This window comes from Halorussus pelagicus (genome assembly GCF_004087835.1).
Classification (GTDB): Archaea; Halobacteriota; Halobacteria; order Halobacteriales; family Haladaptataceae; genus Halorussus; species Halorussus pelagicus.
This window is the reverse complement of the sequence record NZ_CP035119.1, coordinates 2,619,174-2,636,863: the sequence shown is the minus strand read 5'-3', so window position 1 is coordinate 2,636,863 and position 17,690 is coordinate 2,619,174. Positions and strand designations below refer to the sequence as shown.

Genomic DNA, 17,690 nt, shown 5'->3' with positions numbered 1-17,690 from the left:
GTTTCTGACAGTCTTCGTTTCCACTGCGGTCGGCGCGTGCGGGCGTGGCGCGTTCATGCGCCACGCCCATCCGCGCGAGGGACGGCGGCCGCGGATGCGGCCGCCGAGGTTGGGGAGGCGTGAGGCTGATGCGGTCGCGGTGCTGTGCGGTGGCGGTATGAGTTGCTCACGCCTGACGCTAGCTTCCTCTCGACGGTCCACTCGTTTCTCTCTCGACGTTCACCTCATTGCTCTCCGACTCGATTCACATCTCGGCCTCGTACACGACGAATCGACCACGAACTCCCAGTCAACCCACACGACGAAGCGGGAGTCGAATTGCTTAATCCGACCTATCGACTACCCACGGACGATGCAATTCGGGGAGTTCGCCGACATCGCCGCCGAAATCGAGGAGTTGAGCGCCGACACCGAGATTACCGAGCAGGTCACGCACCTGTTCGAGGGCGCGACCGATGACCTCCCCGTGCTGGCCCGGTTCGTGCAGGGCCGCGTCTTCCCAGCCTGGGCCTCGCGGACCCTCGACATCGGGCCGAACTACTGCTACGAGGCCATCGCGCGGGCCGCCGGGACCAACGTCTCGGCCGACGACGTGGAGGACCGACTTGCCGAGGTGGGCGATATCGGCGAGGTGGCCGCGAGCTACGACTTCGGCGGCCAGCAGGGTCTCGGAGCGTTCACCGGCGGGGGAGCGAGCGGGACGGGCGCGAGCGACGGGTCTGGAACGAGCGGCGCGAACGACCTCACTGTCGCCGAGGTCGCCGACGAACTCGACGCGCTCGCGGCGGCGGAAGGCTCGGGCAGTCAGGACACGAAGATAGACATCCTGTTCGCGCTGTTCAACCGCGCGGACGCGGTCGAGGCGCGCTATCTCGCCAGACTCGTCCTCTCGGAGATGCGCATCGGCGTCGGCGAGGGCACCGTCAGGGACGCCGTCGCCGGGGCCTTCGACGTGCCCGTCGAATCCGTCGAGCGCGCGTTGCAGGTGTCGAACGACTACGGCGAGGTGGCCCGCGTCGCCCGCGAGGAGGGCGAGTCGGGACTCGCGGAACTGGACCTCGAAGTCGGTCGGCCGGTGCAGGCGATGCTGGCGCAGGCCGGGACCGTCGGCGACGCGCTCGAAGATTGGGAGGAGGTCGCGGTCGAGTGGAAGTACGACGGCGCTCGCGTCCAGATTCACTACGACCCCGAGGGGTTGGGGTGGGACGCCGCCGACGATTCCGCTGACCCGACCCGGAGCGCCGACGCCGCCGGGGGCGAGGGCCGCAACCGAGACAACGCCCGCGAGGTCGCAATCTTCTCGCGGAACATGGAGGACGTGACCGACGCCCTCCCCGAAGTCGTCGAGGAGGTCGAGGCGAATCTGGACGCTCCGGCCATCCTCGACGGCGAAGTCGTCGCCACCGAGGACGGCGACCCCCTGCCGTTTCAGGAGGTCCTGCGGCGCTTCCGTCGGAAGCACGACGTTGCCCGCGCCCGCGAGGAGGTCGAACTCGACCTGTTCGCGTTCGACTGCCTGCACGCCGCTGGCGACGACCTGCTCCGGACGCCCCTACCCGAGCGCCACGAGCGACTGGACGCGATTTTCGACGCCGAGGACGGGTCCGGCGAGTCGGTGGTCTCGTCGCTTCACCTCGCGGACGACGCCGACGAAATCGCCAGCATCGAGACCAAAGCCCTCGACGCGGGCCACGAGGGAATCATGCTGAAGAACCCCGACTCGACCTACTCGCCGGGCCGCCGGGGGAAGAACTGGCTCAAGCGCAAACCCGACGTGGAGACGCTGGACCTCGTGGTCACGGGCGCGGAGTGGGGCGAGGGCCGCCGGGCGAGTTTCCTCGGAACCTTTCTGCTCTCGGCGCGCGCCGATGGGGATGCGGGCGACGGAGACGCGAGCAACGGCGAGTTCGAGACGCTCGGCAAGGTCGCCACCGGAATCACCGACGAGGAACTGGCGGACTTGACCGACCTGCTGGAACCGCACATCCGGAAGCAGGAGGGCCAAGAGGTCGAAATCGCCCCGAAGGTCGTCTTCGAGGTGGGGTACGAGGAGATTCAGGAGTCGCCGACCTACTCGTCGGGCTATGCCCTGCGCTTCCCGCGATTCCTCGGCGTGCGCGACGACAAGGACCCCGAGAGCGCGGATTCGCTGGCGCGCGTCGAGCGACTGGCCGACGAGCAGTAGGAAGTGATACTCGATAGTTTCAGGGAGCGAGCGCACCGTCGTCGTGGGGAGTCGAGTTCGCGTAGAGGAGGTATCCCATCGTAAGCAGCGACAGCGTGAGCAGTTCGCCGGACGGAAACCATCCCGGAATGTCGCCGTTCTTCAGGCCAATAGCGTATAGCAGACTCCACGTCCCCGAGAAGAGCAGTAACGGAATCCCAACGAACCGGATGGAACCGTCTTTCCAGAGGAAAGCTAGTCCGAAAAGTGAAGTCCCCGCTATGTACGGCAGAGGACTAAGCCAGAAGAGATACCGAAATTCAGGTGTCGGGCGAACGAGAGCGGTTAGAAGACCGCTCAAAAAGAGGAGCGGCGTGAGTGCCATCAGGGCGACACCCCCAATGGCTAACCGAGGAGTCTCGGAAGTCAGGCGGTGATACAGACCTAACAAAGCAACGAACGAGAGTCCACGTCCGACGAGTCCTGGTGATAGGGCGGAGGAAATGAAGCCCACCCATCCCGGTAGTCGCTCCGTTGGCATGACCCCGGCGAAATCCGGAAAAGCCGGGGACGCAATCTGGATTATTAGAAGCCCTCCCGCAATCAAAAGGAGAACACCGGTCTTTTCTTCGAGCAGTTCTCGCAGCTCCAAATGAATCATTGACATTACTGTGCCACCACCGCCCGGTGTTAAATGTTGTTCTAATTACCTCCGAGCGTTCACTACTCGAACTCTCGACCGAGCGTCCCGAAGCCGGTGGGACTTTACCGACACAGCACCTTCCGGTAAGAGTGAATTCCGACGAAGTCCGAAACCAGTGGGCCGAGCGGTCGGGCGAATATTCGCCGAGCTACTACGCCTACTACGGTCCCGACGAGACGAGCGACCGGATTCTGGACCTGCTCGACTCGTTCGTCGGGTCGGACGCCGCCGTCCTCGAACTCGGGTGCAGTTCCGGCCGTCATCTCGCGCACCTCCACGAACACGGCTACGACGACATCCACGGCGTCGAAATCAACGACGAGGCCTTCGACGTGATGGCCGACGCCTACCCCGACCTCGCCGAGGCCGGGACGTTCTACAACGACGCCATCGAGGACCTTATCCCGGAATTCGAAGACGGCCGGTTCGACGCCGTCTTCTCCGTCGAAACGCTCCAGCACATCCACCCCGACGACGAGGCGGTCTTCGGGGAACTGGCGCGCATCACCGCTGACACGCTCGTCACCGTCGAGAACGAGAACCGCGACGACGACTCGGAGGAGACGGACGAAAACGACGCGAACCGCGGTGCGGGCGCTCCTCGCACCGAGAGCGAAACGGACACCGAAGTCGATGTTCCTGAAGGCATCGAGGCGGAAGCCCGGCGAGGAGTCAACTACGTCAAAGAGGAGTTCCCGCTCTACTACCGCAATTGGAACCGGATTTTCACCGAATTGGGCTTCACCGAGGTCGAACGTCGGGCGACCAAGCGCGACACGCTCCGGGCGTTCCGCCGCGACGACTGACCGCGCTCGCGGATTTCGGAATGGATGTTCCACCGAGGCCGAACCGTTTTGACTGCCCCGCTCCAACCTGCGGGCATGACAATTCGACACGACGGACTCACCGCGGAGTGGCTCGGCTACGCTGGCCTGCGGCTCGAATCGCCCGACGGAACGGTCGTCTACGTTGACCCCGGCCGGTACGGCACGCTCACGGGCGAGTGGCGGCCAGACTCGCCGGGCGTCGGCCACCCCGAGGCGCGCGACTATCGCCCGGAAGACGGCGACCTCGTACTGGTCACCCACGACCACCACTACGACTCCGACGCGATTCGGCGCGTCGCCGCTGAGGACGCCACGCTGGTCGTCTACAATGCGGTCTATCCGCCGAAAATCGACCGCGACGTGGAGGCGTTAGGCGACTTGCCCTACGAAGTCATCAAGGTGGACGAGACGGACGACCTTCTGCTCGGCAACGTTATCGTCCGGTCGGTCGCGGGCTACAACGAACCCGACGGGCCTCACACCGACGCGAACGGCGACCCCTTCCACCCCGAGGGATTCGGCGTCGGCTACCACCTCACGCTCCCCGGCCGGAACGCCGAGGACGTGACGGTGTTCTGGCCGGGCGACTCCGACGCTCTGCCGGGCCACACGGAACTCGACGTGTCGCTGTTCTGCCCGCCCATCGGCGGGTCGTTCACGATGAACCGCGAGGAGGCCGCGGAACTCGCGGAAGCGATGGACCCCGACCTCGTGCTGCCGATTCACTACAACACCTTCGAGGCGCTGGAGACCGATTCGGGCGCGTTCGCCGCCGACGTGGCCAAGCGCGGCGTTCCCGTGGTGCTGGACGAGTAGGCAGACGGAGCGGAACCGAGGAGATTATTTCTTCTAAGTTGCTAGTTATTTTTGAGAGTAAATGCTCCCGGTACGACGATGGACCCGGCCCGCACTGCTCGCGGCAGTCGGTAGCGCGCTCTATGCCGCCGTCGTCCTCGCGTGGGGTCTCGACCCTCGTCAGAAATTGCCTTCTCGACGCCGCTCTGGCTGACCGTCGGCGGTGCGCTCGCCGGAGCGGCCGGTGTCGTCGGCGTCCCGATTGCCCTCTGGGTTCGCTATCGCATCCGGAGTCCGGTTGTCCTGATGGCCGGTCTGCTCGCGTTCTGGCACATCCTTATCGAGTACCCACCAATCGGGAGCGGGCAGGGAGACACGCCGGGGGTTCACCTTCGTCTTTCTCTTCGCACCGCTGTACGTCGCGGGCTACTTCCTGCTAGCGGCGGTCGAGCGGTGGCTTTGCGGTCGGCCCGGTCTCGAACTGCTCCTCGCGTAGAATTACACTCTTCGGGACGACCCTCCGGATTTTTGTTCCTGTCTGACAACTACCGGGCATGGACTGGAACGCACTGCTCGCCCCCGTGGTTCGCTACACCGGCCTCGCCGCGGCCGCAACGGTCGGCGTCGCCTACCTCGTTTTCAGCACCGGACTCACACTCCTTCTGCTCGCCGGGACCGGCGTCCTCCTCGTCGTTCTCGGCGCTGGCGAGGCCGGGGCCGCGCCAGCCTCGGGGGTCGGCATGGCCGAGGACTCCGGGATGGAGGCGGTGACCGAGGGGATGAACGGGACGGAGATGCTTTCGGGGTCGAGCGCCCACCTCTCGCTCCGCGCGAAGATGCTGTTCTACGGTCTCGGTCTCGTCCTGTGGAACATCGCGGGACTGGCCGTTCTGCTCCGATGAGGCGCGTCGCACCTCACTCGCGGCCGCCGACGCGAACGTCGCACCGAAACCCGAAAGACCACGTATATGTCGCCCCGCTACCACGTTCCGGGCATGGAGAAGGTCCCCGACGACTGGCCCTACGCCGACGAACCGACCGCCTGCGCGGCCTGCGGGAGCGACGACGACCGACACGTCACGGTCGATACTCTCGGTCTCGTCTGGGGCGCGGCGATGGACGGCGGTCTCGCGCCGACCGCAGTCGGCGACTACGGCGGCACCCTCCGGTTCCGGTGCTGTCACGACTGTTGGACGAGTCGAGGTATCGACGCGCTCGAAGAAGTCCGGACCTTGGTTGACCGCGAGGCCCGCGCCGAAGGCGACCGCTCGTTCGCGCTGGACGACGAACAGGTCGCGGCGGCCGCGAAACTCGACGCCGAGCGCGTCGCTGTCGGCGACTTCCGACGCCTCGACTACCGGAGCGACCCCGAGCGCAGGCACGTTCGCTCGCAGGACGAAGCGGTCGAATCGGTGCTGGAGAGTTGGTTCGACAGCGAGTGACGAGCGGTTCGGGCGCGAGCACTCTCCGTTCGCTCGCGCGGTCCTCCCTCGTTACTCGCTCTCAATCATCACGTCGGTCGCTTTGACGACCGCGTTCACGTCCGCGCCTTCCGCCAAGCCGAGTCGGTCAGCCGACTTGCTGGTGATTATCGACGTGACCTCGGTTCCGTCGTCGGTCTCCACGACGACTTCCGCCGTCAGTCCCGCCGTGTCGAGCGACTTCACGGTTCCCGCGAGTCGGTTACGTGCGCTGAGTGGCATCGAACGCGCTACGACGTGTTCCGGGTTACGTCTACTGGCAGTCAGCTATCGAGAGGATGCCGCCCGCGCTTCGGTTCCCAGTCGGGTTCTCGGAAATGCAGCACAATTTACTTATTCCGGCCGCAACTACTTAGAGTGTGAGTCCTCGCACCACACCTAACTTCTGTTCGCAGTGCGGAGCGTCGCTATCGCCCGGCGACAGCTTCTGTTCGCAGTGCGGGTCCGCCGTGGACGAGGAGACCGCGGGCGCTCAGGGTGTTGCGCCCGACACCGACGCGGCGGCCCTCTCCGACCCCGGTCTCCGAGAGCGCGTCGAATCGCTCGCGCTCGACGGCTGGGAGGTGAAGCGCGACGACGGCGACGGCGTCGTGATGGTCAACCGAACAATCGGGTCGCTGTGGATACACGCGCTCCTGTTGGCGGTCACCACTCCTGCCGGAAACCTGCTGTACGCGTGGTACAACTACTCGCCCGGAGCCGAACGCATCGAACTCCGCCCGGACGGTACCGAGCGCCGCCCCGACGAGAACTCGTCAGAGTGGACGCTGAAGTCCGCTGTCGGCATCGCGGCCGGACTGCTGTTCGGGGCGTGGCTCGCGTTCGTCGGCACGCTGGCGCTCTGGCTCACGTCGTCGTTCCTGACGACCCTCCTCGCAGTCGTCTTCCTGCTGGGGGCAGTCGCGTCGATTCCGCTCGCCATGCAGTTCGCGCCGGGCTTCGAATCGCCGACGACGTTCGGCCGTCGCCAGACGACCGACGAGGAAATCGTGGACGAACCCAATCGCCCGTGTTCGGCCTGCGCTCGCCCGGTCGGAACCGGCGTGCGCCGGACCTTCGCCGAGAAGCGCTACGTCGCCGGGATTCCCGTGGAAACGCTGAGTGAGGGCGAAAATATCTACTGCCGAGCGTGCGCGAACGGCGACCCGTTCGTCCGGGAGCGAGATGACGACGAAACGGGACCGGAGCGAGAACGAGAGTTCGCCTGACTACAGGACGCCCATCGCTTCGAGTCGCTCGGGCAAATACCGCTCGGTCACGAAGTCCAGTCCGTGAGACGCCAGCGACTGCTGTTCGGACTTCTTCCCGATGTCAAGTTGAATCTCTATCTGCTCCTCCCAGTAGTCGGTCTGGAAGCGCGGGTCTTCGAGTTCGCTTTCGAGCGCGTTCACGTCGGAGTCGCTGAGGGGGTCGGTCGGCAGGTCGTACTCCACGATGTCTTCGGGTTGGATGCCGATGAACTGGGCCTCCGGCGTGGCCAAATACTCGCTGAGGTGGGCCGACTTGATGGACCCGTAGGCTACCGACCCGAAGATGCGGTACGACCACGGGTCGCCGTCGGTGAAGACGGTTACGGGCAGGTCGAGTTCGTCGTGGAGGCGCTTGGTGATGCGGCGAGTCGCGCGCGCTGGCTGACCCTTGAGGTGGACGACGATGGTGTTGTACTTCTCGTCGAAGCCGTTCTCGACCAGTCGGTCGCGCATGCCACCGGTCTCCACGCAGAGGACGAAGTCGGCGTCGTGGTCCAGAAACTCGATGGTGTCGGGGTTGTTCGGAATCTGGTAGCCGCCCTCTCCAACGTCCTTCTGACAGTGGATCTCGCGCTCGCCGCGGCGAGTCTGTTCGCGGAGATAGAGCGGTCCCATGATGGTCGCGCCCGACTCCTCGGGGCGCATGTGGAAGTCCTCGCGCGTGACCTCCGAGACGATTTCTAAGTCCTCGACCAACTGGTTGGACTCGTCCTGCGAGGAGAACTGCGCCTCGTTCACGTCCCAGCTCTCGCTGAGGTAGTAGAGTTCACGCAGGGTCGATGAACGGTCTTCCTCCAACTGCTCGGAGAGGAAGTCGATAGTGTATATAGCCTTCAGTAGTTTACGAGCGCCCCGGACGCTGTTGGCGCTCCGTGTGCTTTCGCGGTCGCCGTACACCCAGACGTTCTCGTCCTCGTCGAAGACGATGTTGCTCTTGGTCCGGGTCGGGAGCGACATCTCGGGGATGTCGCCGCGCTCGAACTGGTCGTAGAACTCCGCGGCGAGGTCGATGAGTTTCTCTTGGGCTTCTGCTTCGTTGTCTGCGCTCATTGGTTGATGGTGAGTTTCGGGTCCTCGATTCCTTCGACGCTAACGTCGAACGATGCGTCCTCGCCGACCTCGTACTCCAACGTGACCTCGTCGCCGCTCCCGACGGTCGGCGACCACTTGACGAACCACTCGCCGTCCATGTCCACGGCGGTTGCGCCGTCCGAGAGATTCTGTGGTTGCGCGTTCACGATTTCGGTGATTTCCGGCGAGGCGTTCGTGTCGCTGTTGTTCTCGACGGTGAGCCGAACGGTGCCGTTCTCGACTTCGCGTTCGACCAGCACGTTGTTCATGATTCGGGCCAGCGCGTCCTCGTACCGGGGTTCGCTCTGGTCGGTCACGTCGGCCAACTTCTCGGCCATCTCCGGAAGAATCGAGGCGATAACGTTCTGCTTTTTCTTGCGCTTCTCAAGCGATTTGCGCTTGTTGAGATACGACTTCAACTCGCGGGCGGCCTCCCGAATCGCCAACTCGATTTCGTCCTCGATTTCGGGGACGTTGGCGACGGCGTCCTTGCTCTCGCTGGTGAACGGCACGTTGGTCGAGGCGACGTGGACCATGATGACCGCCGGGCCGTTCGGGATGCCCGACCCGCCGGGTTGGCTCAGGTTGTAGTTGCGCCAGCCGATGGATTTGACCACGTCGGTCGTCGCACAGGCCCCACGCTGGTAGACCAGCGGGACGCGGTTGGCGAACCGCAGGACCTCGGCCTTGCCCTCCTCTTCCAACTCGCCGCCGTAGGCGATTCCGGCCTCCACAATGAAGGGGTCGCCGCCGTGAACGTCGGCGTCGCGGGTCGAAGCCGCGTAGAAGTCGGCGTCGTACTCCTTTCGGAGTCCGGCCTCCACGAGGTCGGCGGTGATGGGCGACAGGCAGTTGGTCGGCGGCGAAATGATGTCGGTTTCGGTCATCGCCGCCAACAGGTCGCTGGACATGTCGCGGTCGTCCACGAACTCCCGGACTTTCGGCACCTCGTCGGGGACCGTGACCATCGCGTTCCAGACCTCCATGACGACGTTTTCGCGCGCCGTCTCGCCGATGGTCGCGTCGTCGAACTCTTCGGTCTGGTCGGCGGCCGTGTCCACGTAGTCGCGCAACTCGTCGTGAGTCGCGCGGTCGCGCTCGCGGCCCTTCTCGAAGCGCTTGGCGAGGCGTTCGGCGAGACCGTGGATGGTCTCGTCGTCCTTCCGGGTGCTGGTCGCGGCGTCCACGAGTCCGTAGAGATCGCTGGTCCGCCCCTCCGTGAGTTCGGCCCACGCGGCTTCGACGGCGTTTTGTTGTACGGTGTCGCCGAACGTCTCGTTGAACGCCTCGCCGTCGCCGACCGACTCGGCGGTCTCGGCGACGATTTCGACCAGTTCGCTGTGAGCGACCCGGTTTCGAGCGGTGACGGTCTCGGCGACCTCGTCGCCGAACGCGGCGGTCGCGTCCGCGGTCTTGTTCGAGACCGCGGACGCGACTGCGCGCGCGAGGTCGGATTTCTGGTTGCTCTGGGGCGGTTGCCACGCCGCCTCGCGGCCGAAGTGGCGGTCGCGGAAGTTGTCAAGGATGGAGTCGGCGGTCTTGCGACCGACACGGGTGAACTCCTCCTGTGCGAATCCCGAAATGCTGTGGGAGTCAGTGCTAGCGAGCATCTTCAGCAACGTCCCGAGTTCGACGCCGTGGGGGTGCGGGCGAATCTCTTCAGTCTCGGCCGGGAGTTCCGCGCGCTCGGCCCGCCGGAACTGCTGTGGCTCGTCCATGCTCGGTTCGCGGTACTCGATGCGAGCGTGGGGGTTGACGACCGCTGTGTGCTTGATGTAACGCTGGAGCTGCTGGCGCGCCCGCATGTTGGCCTCCATCTCCAACTCGATGCGAGTCCCGTGGGTGTCGTTGACGTGCTTGCCCACGGGCGGCGAGTCGGCCTCGTGTTTGATTTCCGGTTCGTTCTCATCGGTGTCGATGATGAGTTCGAAGTACTGCTCGGTCCCTTCCTCGGTCTTGCTGGTAATCTTCGCTGGCTTGCCGGAGGTCTGCTGGGCGTAGAGGACCGCCGCCGAAATCCCGATTCCCTGCTGACCGCGGCTCTGTTCTCGGGCGTGGAACCGCGAGCCGTAGAGGAGTTTTCCGAAGACTTTCGGGACCTGCTCTTTGGTGATTCCGGGACCATTGTCCTCGACGACGAGGGTGTAATAGTCGCCCTCGTCGTCGATTTCGACGTAGATGTCGGGCTTGATACCCGCCTCCTCGGTCGCGTCGAGGGCGTTGTCAACCGCCTCCTTCACCGCTGTCACCAGCCCTCGGGCACCGCTGTCGAACCCGAGCATGTGCTTGTTCTTCTCGAAGAACTCGGCGATAGAGATCTGGCGTTGGCTCTCGGCCAACTCCTCGGCGATCCCCTCCTCCTCGCCGAGCGTCGACTGGATAGATGGCATTCTGTAGTACGTCGTAGCCGCGTAGATGTTAAAGCCTTCTTGATGCCAGAATGAAAGTAAAAATAGTGAATAAACTGTATTTCGATATAGTAAATGAGGTGCGTTCGGCGGCTTCGTCCCGAGGTCGCGGCGGCCGACTCGCCGCTCGCGGTGGCGCAAAAGAAATAGTTCGAGTGGTATCTCGCCAGAGCGGTTTTCCACCGCACTGTCGTACCCTCTCGCATGGAAAGGTTACGGTGGGTGCAACTGACCGAACAGGAGCGCGACGACTTCCTTGGCGACGGCGGCACGGGCACGCTCTCGTTCTCGACCGAAGGCGCGGACCCTCCGTTCTCGCTCCCGGTCTCGTACGGCTACGACGCCGGGAACTTCTACTTCAGACTCGCGTTCCCCGACGACAGCGGGAAGAACCAAGTGGTCGATAACCCAGTCGCTTTCGTCACGCACGCCCGGACTGACGAGGGGTGGCGGAGCGTCGTCGCCGCCGGAACGCTCGAAGACGTGACCGACATGGACTACGACTCCGCCGCGGTGCAGGGGATGTGGGCCGTGGACATCCCCAAGGTGGACGTGTTCGAGGACCCGCCAGACGACGTACCGTTCCGGCAGTTCCGACTCGTCCCCGAGCGACTGACCGGCCGGAAGGAAGTTCGGTCGGACGACTCCACGAAGGCGTGACTTCCGAGTGAGCGCCACGTTCGGGTCTCGTCTCGATTTCGCCGTCATTTCGACTAATGACATTTTTCTCGCGCGCGCGTGTGCGAGGGATTTATCAGGAAGGAACTGCTACCCTGAATCAGGTTTTATGAGTCAGGAAAGTGAATACGGGGCCGGGCAGATTCAGGTTCTCGAAGGCCTACAGGCGGTTCGGAAACGCCCGGCGATGTATATCGGTTCTACCGATACACGCGGCTTACATCACCTCGTTTTCGAGGTCGTTGACAATTCTATCGACGAGGCCCTCGCCGGTTACTGTGACTCGATTGATGTAAACATCCGCGACGACGGGTCGGTGGCTATCTCCGACGACGGTCGCGGGATTCCGGTAGACACCCACGAGGAGTACGACAAGCCCGCAGTCGAGGTCATTCTGACCGTCCTCCACGCTGGCGGGAAGTTCGACAACAAGTCCTATCAGGTCTCGGGCGGTCTCCACGGCGTCGGCGTCTCGGTGGTCAACGCGCTCTCGGAGCGCCTCGAAGTTGAGGTCAAGCGCGACGGCGCGCTCTGGCACCAGCGGTTCGAACGGGGCGAACCCGTCACGCCGCTCGAACGCGTGCGCGACCTCGAACCCGACGAAGAGACCGGGACCGAGATTCAGTTCTGGCCCGACAGCGACATCTTCGAGACGACCGAGTTCACGTATTCGACGCTGGAGAGTCGGCTTCGAGAACTCGCCTTCCTCAACTCCGGGGTGCAGATTTCGCTCGCGGACCTCCGCGAGGACGGCGACTCGGACACCTTCGAGTACGAGGGCGGGATTCGGGAGTTCGTCGAGTATCTCAACGAGACGAAGACCCCGCTCCACGACGAGGTCATCTACTTCGAGGACGAGGACCAAGACATTCAGGTCGAGGTGGCGACGCAGGCCACCGACGAGCTTCAGGGGTCCATCCACGCTTTCGCCAACAACATCAACACGCGCGAGGGCGGCACACACCTCACCGGGTTCAAGACGGCCCTGACGCGGTTCGTCAACGACTACGCCAACGACAACGACCTTCTGGGCGACTTGGACGAGAACTTGAAAGGCGAGGACGTGCGGGAGGGTCTGACGGCGGTTATCTCGGTCAAGCACCCCGACCCGCAGTTCGAGGGCCAGACCAAGACCAAACTGGGCAACAGCGAGGTCCGAGGCATCGTCGAATCGGCGATTCACGAGGGACTCTCGACGTACTTCGAGGAGAACCCGACGACCGCCGAGGCCATCGTCTCGAAGGCCGTCGAGGCCGCAAAAGCCCGAAAAGCCGCCAAGAAAGCCGAGGAGTTGACTCGACGAAAGAACGCCTTGGAGTCGAGCGCGCTCCCCGGAAAACTGGCTGACTGCCAATCGCGCGACCCCACCGAGTCCGAACTCTTCGTGGTGGAGGGCGACTCCGCGGGCGGGAGCGCGAAGCAGGCCCGCGACCGGGAGTTTCAGGCCATTTTGCCGCTGTTCGGCAAGGTGCTGAACGTCGAGAAACACCGCCTCGACCGGGTGCTGGAGAACGACAAGATTCGCCACTTCATCACCGCGCTCGGCACCGGCATCGGCGACGAGTTCGAGATAGACGACGCGCGCTACCACAAGATAATCATCATGACGGACGCGGACGTGGACGGCGCGCACATCCGAACGCTCTATCTGACGCTCCTGTATCGATACATGAAGCCCCTGCTGGAAGCGGGCTACGTCTACGCGGCCCAACCGCCGCTCTACCGGATTCGCTACCGCGGCGAGACGTACGACGCCATGACCGAGGCCGAGCGCGAGCGGATTATCGAAGAGAAGTGCGACGGCAACCCCACGCAGGTCCAGCGGTTCAAGGGTCTCGGGGAGATGAACCCCGAACAGCTCTGGGAGACCACGATGAATCCCGACAACCGCATCCTGAAGCAGATCACCATCGAGGACGCCGCCGCGGCGGACAAGATGTTCTCGGTGCTGATGGGCGACGCCGTCGAACCGCGAAAGCAGTTCATCAAAGAACACGCCAGCGAAGCCGACTGGGTTGACATCTGATATGAGTACGGATACACCGGACCTCCCCGACGAGGTCGCAGAGCGAGTACGGAACGTCCGCGTCGAGGACGAGATGGAGCAGAGCTACATCGACTACGCGATGTCGGTCATCGCGGGCCGCGCGCTCCCTGACGTGCGCGACGGACTGAAGCCCGTCCACCGGCGCATCCTCTACGCGATGCACCGGGCGGGCATCTCCAGCTGGGCAAGCCATCGGAAGTCCTCGAACATCGTCGGCGACACGATGGGCGACTTCCACCCCCACGGTGACAAGTCCATCTACGACGCGCTCGTTCGGATGGCACAGGACTTCTCGATGCGGTACCCCCTCGTGGACGGGCAGGGGAACTTCGGCTCTATCGACGGCGACCCGGCCGCCGCGATGCGATACACCGAGGCCCGAATGGGTCCCATCGCCGAGGAGTTGCTGGCCGATATCGACATGGACACCGTCGATTGGAAATCGAACTACGACGACCGCTTGCAGGAACCGGAGGTGTTGCCCTCGGCGTTCCCGAATCTGTTGGTCAACGGGTCGTCGGGCATCGCGGTCGGCATGTCCACGAACATCCCGCCGCACAATCTCGGCGAAGTCGTGGACGCGACGGTGGAACTCATCGAGAATCCCGACGCGACCGTCGAGGACCTGATGGAACACGTCAAGGGTCCGGATTTCCCGACCGGCGCGAACATCGTCGGCCGGAACTCGGTTCACGCCGCCTACAAGACGGGGCGGGGTCGAATCCGGATGCGCGCGGAGTTCGAGGTCGAGGAGCGCGAGACCGGGAGCGACCGCATCGTTATCAGCGAACTTCCGTTCCAGACCAACAAGGCCCGGATGATAGAGAAGATAGCCGACGCGGTCAACGACGGGTCGCTCGAAGGCATCCGCGACCTGCGCGACGAGTCCGACCGCGACGGCATCCGGGTCGTGGTCGAACTCAAGCAGAACGCGATGACGGAAGTCGTCAAGAACCAACTGCTGGAGGGCTACCTCGAAAAGACCTTCGGCGTCATCAACCTCGCGCTGGTCGATGGCGAACCGAAGGTGCTGTCGCTCAAGGAGACGCTCCAGCACTACCTCGACCACCGCAAGGAGGTCGTCAGACGGCGGAGCCAGCACGAACTCGACGAGGCCGAGGACCGCGCCCACATCCTCGAAGGGCGTCTCACGGCGCTCGAACACGCCGACGACGTAGTGGACATCATTCAGGACGCCGAGGACCGCGACGGCGCGAAAGCCGACCTGCAAGCCGAATACGACTTCTCCGACGAGCAGGTCGATCACATCGTTCGGATGCAGTTGGGTAGCCTCACCTCGATGGAGGCCGCCGAAATCGAAGACGAGTACGAGGACGTCCAATCCCGCATCGAGCGCCTCAAGACCATCCTCGGCGACGAGTCGGAACTGCTCTCGGTCATCGAGGAGGAGCTACTTGCGGTCAAAGACGAGTACGACGACGACCGGCGGACCTCGTTCATCGAGAACACCGACGAAGTGACCCGCGAGGACCTCATCGCCGAGGAGGACGTGGTCGTGGTCGTCACCGAGCAGGACTACGTCAAGCGGATGCCCGTCGCCCAGTTCGACGCGCAGAACCGCGGCGGCAAGGGCATCATCGGCGGCGACATCAAGGAGGGCGACCGCGTCTCGAAGGTGTTCCGAGCGAACACTCACGACTACCTGCTCTGTTTCACCAATCAGGGGCAGGTCTACAGCCTGAAGGCCTACGAGATTCCCGAGATGTCCCGGACGGCGCGGGGCAAGTCGGCGGTCAACCTGCTTGACTTGGACGACGGCGAAGAGATTACCGCGGTCGTCAACACCGACGACTTCGAGGACGGGGAGTGTCTGAGCATGGTTACGCGCGACGGCTACGTCAAGCGGACCGCCGCCTCGGAGTTCGACAACATCCTCTCGACGGGTATCATCGCCGCCAAACTGGAGGACGGCGACGAACTCGTGGACGTGAAAGTGACCGACGGATCGACCGACCTGCTGGTCGCCACTCGCGGCGGCATGGCGATTCGTTTCGACGAGGACGAGGCCCGCACGATGGGCCGGAACGCTCGGGGCGTCCGGGGCGTTGACCTCGAAGGCGACGACACGGTCGCCGGGATGGTCGCGGCCGAGGACGGCACCGACCGCGACCTGCTGACGGTCACGGAGAACGGCTACGGCAAGCGGACGGCCCTCTCGGAGTACCGCAAGCAGTCGCGCAACGGGAAGGGTCTGGTCGATATCAAGACCGGCGGCCGGAACGGCGGCGTCACGTCGGTCAAGGCCGTTGCCCCGGCCGACCACCTCGTTATCATGAGCGACGACGGCCAGATTATGCGGATTCGCGCGAGCGATATCTCCGAAGTCGGCCGGAACACGATGGGCGTGAAGGTAATGGAACTGGAAGGCGACGACGGCGTGGCCAGCGTGGACGTGATTCCGGACGGAAGCGGAAGCGACGACTCCGACGAGTCGGCCGAGAGCGAAGCGTAGCTGATTCGCTGGTTTCTCGTTTGCTGTTTTCTCGCTTGCCGGTTTTTCGCTCGTCGTTTCTCAATCACCCGCTATCTCGGCCACTCCTCGGAGGTCCGGGACCTCGTAGTTGGGTTCGACCGACAACTCGACGCCGCGGCAGTGGTCGCGCCGGACGAACGCGGAGTCGAGACCCGCGCGGTGGGCCGCCGCCACGTCGCTCTCGCTGTCGCCGACGTAGAGGGCGGTCTCGCCCCCGAGGTCGGCCAGCGCGCGCTCAAGGTAATGGGGGTTCGGCTTCTTCTTGTCGAGACTCCCGACGCCCATCTCGCGGCCGTAGTGCGTGCCGAACAGGTCTCGGAATCCACAGTGGTCGAGGACGAACTCGATGGTCTCGTGCTGGTTCGAACTCACGAGACCGAACTCGTGGGCGAGGTCCTCGACGGCCGCAACGTCGTCGTAGCGGGCGCGCGCTCCCTCGCGGAACTCGTCGCGCTGGGCCGCCGAAGCGTGGCGGTCCCGCGCCGTCCAGAACTCGTCGGGGTCCAACCCGTAGGTGTCGCAGACTTCGTGTAGACTCTCGGGCGTGACGCCCCGAAGTACGTCGGCGACGTGTTCCTCGTCGGGCGACTCGACGCCCACCGCGCGGAAGGCCGATTCGGCCGCCCGTCGGAGAGTCGCGTCGCTTGGCGGTTCGACCAGTACGCCGTCGTTGTCAAACAGAATCGCGTCGTAGTCGGTCATTCGTCGGGTCTCGCGCCCGCCGACTGCTTTACTATGTCGGTTCGAGAAGCGTACCCACAGGCCGCAACCTTCCCGCGGCCGAAGGTCTCGGCGAAAAACAGTCGCGCTACAGAATCCGCTTTCCGAGACCGCTCGCGGCCAGTTCGGTCGCCAACTCGGCTGTCTCGTTGTGTTCGTCCAAGATAGCGTTGACCTCCACGACTTCGAGGGTTCGGAGGATGTCCTCAGCCTCGTCGCGCTCGGCGACTTTCTCCAAGGCGGTGTGGGCCTCGCGGTAGTTGACGCCGCCCCGGACCGGGGTGCCGACGCCGGGTGCGACCTTGGGGTCGAGCCAGTCCATGTCGAGGCTGACGTGGATGCCGTCGGTGCCGTCGGTCGCAACGTCCAGCGCGTCTTCCACGACGGGGACGACGCCGCGCTCGTCGATGTCCGACATGGTGTAGGCGGTCACGTCGCTCTCCCGAATCGCCTCGCGTTCCGCGTCGTCCAACCGCCGGAGACCGACCATGGCGACGTTCTCCTCGCGGAGAGTCGGGGCGTTCGCCCACTCGGTGTCGGCGAAGTCCCCAATGCCGAGCAGCGCCGCCAGCGGCATCCCGTGGACGTTGCCCGAGGGCGAGGTTTTGGGCGTGTTGAAGTCGCCGTGGGCGTCGAACCAGACGACGCCGAGGTCGGCGTCGCGGGCCGCGCCCGTGACGGTTCCGATGGCGATGGAGTGGTCACCGCCCAGCACCAGCGGGAATCGGCCCGAATCGAGGGTTTCGGCCACCTCGTCGGAGAGTCGGGTACACACGTCAGCCGTCTCGCGCAGGAACTTGGCGTGGCCCTCGCTGGGTTGCTCGGCGTCGGGGTCGCGCTCCTCAGCGCGCGGGACCGGCAGGTCGCCCGCGTCGGTCACGTCGAGACCCATCGCTTCGAGTTCGTCCGCGAGTCCCGCGTAGCGGATGGTCGAAGAACCCATATCGACGCCGCGTCGGTCCGCGCCGAGGTCCATCGGCGCGCCGATAATTTGCACCTGTCTGCTCATGACCGGACGTTCGAGACCCCGTGGTAAAGAAGACGTGATTTCG

At 64.4% G+C, this 17,690-nt stretch carries 16 protein-coding genes; 9 read left to right on the top strand and 7 right to left on the bottom strand.

Annotated features, from left to right (window positions below; translation table 11 throughout):
- The first annotated feature begins 352 nt into the window (after positions 1-352).
- Positions 353-2,185 carry an ATP-dependent DNA ligase LigA gene (gene ligA, locus EP007_RS13375; RefSeq protein WP_128478131.1) on the top strand — a complete coding sequence of 611 codons (1,833 nt, stop codon included), beginning with the start codon at positions 353-355 and terminating at the stop codon, positions 2,183-2,185.
- A 19-nt stretch (positions 2,186-2,204) separates the two neighbouring features.
- Here ligA and EP007_RS13370 read toward each other — a convergent pair whose 3' ends face one another.
- The gene (locus EP007_RS13370) at positions 2,205-2,825 is read right to left on the bottom strand and encodes a hypothetical protein (protein WP_128478130.1); all 621 of its coding nucleotides are present in this window, start codon (positions 2,823-2,825) and stop codon (positions 2,205-2,207) included.
- Positions 2,826-2,956: 131 nt separating this feature from the next.
- Here EP007_RS13370 and EP007_RS13365 point away from each other — a divergent pair, with 131 nt between their 5' ends.
- Positions 2,957-3,673 (top strand): class I SAM-dependent methyltransferase, encoded by a 717-nt coding sequence (locus EP007_RS13365; protein WP_128478129.1) that lies wholly within the window; start codon positions 2,957-2,959, stop codon positions 3,671-3,673.
- 75 nt (positions 3,674-3,748) lie between these two features.
- The gene (locus EP007_RS13360; RefSeq protein WP_128478128.1) at positions 3,749-4,510 is read left to right on the top strand and encodes an MBL fold metallo-hydrolase; all 762 of its coding nucleotides are present in this window, start codon (positions 3,749-3,751) and stop codon (positions 4,508-4,510) included.
- A 159-nt stretch (positions 4,511-4,669) separates the two neighbouring features.
- On the opposite strand, the gene EP007_RS17565 is transcribed toward EP007_RS13360, so the two are convergent.
- A complete protein-coding gene (locus tag EP007_RS17565; RefSeq protein WP_166035588.1) occupies positions 4,670-4,822 on the bottom strand; it encodes a hypothetical protein in 153 nt (50 codons plus the stop codon).
- Between the two features lie 221 nt (positions 4,823-5,043).
- On the opposite strand from EP007_RS17565, the gene EP007_RS13350 reads away from it, so the two are divergent.
- Together EP007_RS13350 and EP007_RS13345 are read left to right on the top strand one after the other, a co-directional pair.
- A complete protein-coding gene (locus EP007_RS13350) occupies positions 5,044-5,391 on the top strand; it encodes a hypothetical protein (protein ID WP_128478127.1) in 348 nt (115 codons plus the stop codon).
- A 93-nt stretch (positions 5,392-5,484) separates the two neighbouring features.
- The gene (locus tag EP007_RS13345) at positions 5,485-5,931 is read left to right on the top strand and encodes a hypothetical protein (RefSeq protein WP_128478126.1); all 447 of its coding nucleotides are present in this window, start codon (positions 5,485-5,487) and stop codon (positions 5,929-5,931) included.
- A gap of 51 nt (positions 5,932-5,982) precedes the next feature.
- On the opposite strand, the gene EP007_RS13340 is transcribed toward EP007_RS13345, so the two are convergent.
- Complete coding sequence (locus EP007_RS13340) at positions 5,983-6,192, bottom strand: TOBE domain-containing protein (RefSeq protein WP_128478125.1); 210 nt, start codon at positions 6,190-6,192, stop codon at positions 5,983-5,985.
- 137 nt (positions 6,193-6,329) lie between these two features.
- On the opposite strand from EP007_RS13340, the gene EP007_RS13335 reads away from it, so the two are divergent.
- On the top strand, positions 6,330-7,178 hold the full coding sequence (locus tag EP007_RS13335; protein WP_128478124.1) for a zinc ribbon domain-containing protein: 849 nt from the start codon (positions 6,330-6,332) through the stop codon (positions 7,176-7,178).
- On the opposite strand, the gene EP007_RS13330 is transcribed toward EP007_RS13335, so the two are convergent.
- Positions 7,179-8,270 carry a DNA topoisomerase IV subunit A gene (locus EP007_RS13330; protein ID WP_128478123.1) on the bottom strand — a complete coding sequence of 364 codons (1,092 nt, stop codon included), beginning with the start codon at positions 8,268-8,270 and terminating at the stop codon, positions 7,179-7,181.
- Positions 8,267-10,681, bottom strand: coding sequence for a DNA topoisomerase VI subunit B (locus tag EP007_RS13325; RefSeq protein ID WP_128478122.1), 2,415 nt, complete (start codon positions 10,679-10,681; stop codon positions 8,267-8,269). The genes EP007_RS13330 and EP007_RS13325 overlap by 4 nt, the downstream gene beginning before the upstream one ends.
- A gap of 222 nt (positions 10,682-10,903) precedes the next feature.
- On the opposite strand from EP007_RS13325, the gene EP007_RS13320 reads away from it, so the two are divergent.
- The 3 genes from EP007_RS13320 to gyrA all read left to right on the top strand — a co-directional run bounded on the left by EP007_RS13320 (position 10,904) and on the right by gyrA (position 15,897).
- Positions 10,904-11,359, top strand: coding sequence for a pyridoxamine 5'-phosphate oxidase family protein (locus EP007_RS13320; protein WP_128478121.1), 456 nt, complete (start codon positions 10,904-10,906; stop codon positions 11,357-11,359).
- Positions 11,360-11,486: 127 nt separating this feature from the next.
- Positions 11,487-13,403 (top strand): DNA topoisomerase (ATP-hydrolyzing) subunit B, encoded by a 1,917-nt coding sequence (gyrB, locus tag EP007_RS13315; RefSeq protein WP_128478120.1) that lies wholly within the window; start codon positions 11,487-11,489, stop codon positions 13,401-13,403.
- 1 nt (position 13,404) lies between these two features.
- A complete protein-coding gene (gene gyrA / locus EP007_RS13310) occupies positions 13,405-15,897 on the top strand; it encodes a DNA gyrase subunit A (protein WP_128478119.1) in 2,493 nt (830 codons plus the stop codon).
- 60 nt (positions 15,898-15,957) lie between these two features.
- On the opposite strand, the gene EP007_RS13305 is transcribed toward gyrA, so the two are convergent.
- Complete coding sequence (locus EP007_RS13305) at positions 15,958-16,620, bottom strand: HAD family hydrolase (protein WP_128478118.1); 663 nt, start codon at positions 16,618-16,620, stop codon at positions 15,958-15,960.
- A gap of 106 nt (positions 16,621-16,726) precedes the next feature.
- Positions 16,727-17,647: an arginase gene (rocF, locus tag EP007_RS13300; RefSeq protein WP_128478117.1), complete on the bottom strand. Its 921-nt coding sequence runs from the start codon at positions 17,645-17,647 to the stop codon at positions 16,727-16,729.
- Positions 17,648-17,690 lie beyond the last annotated feature (43 nt).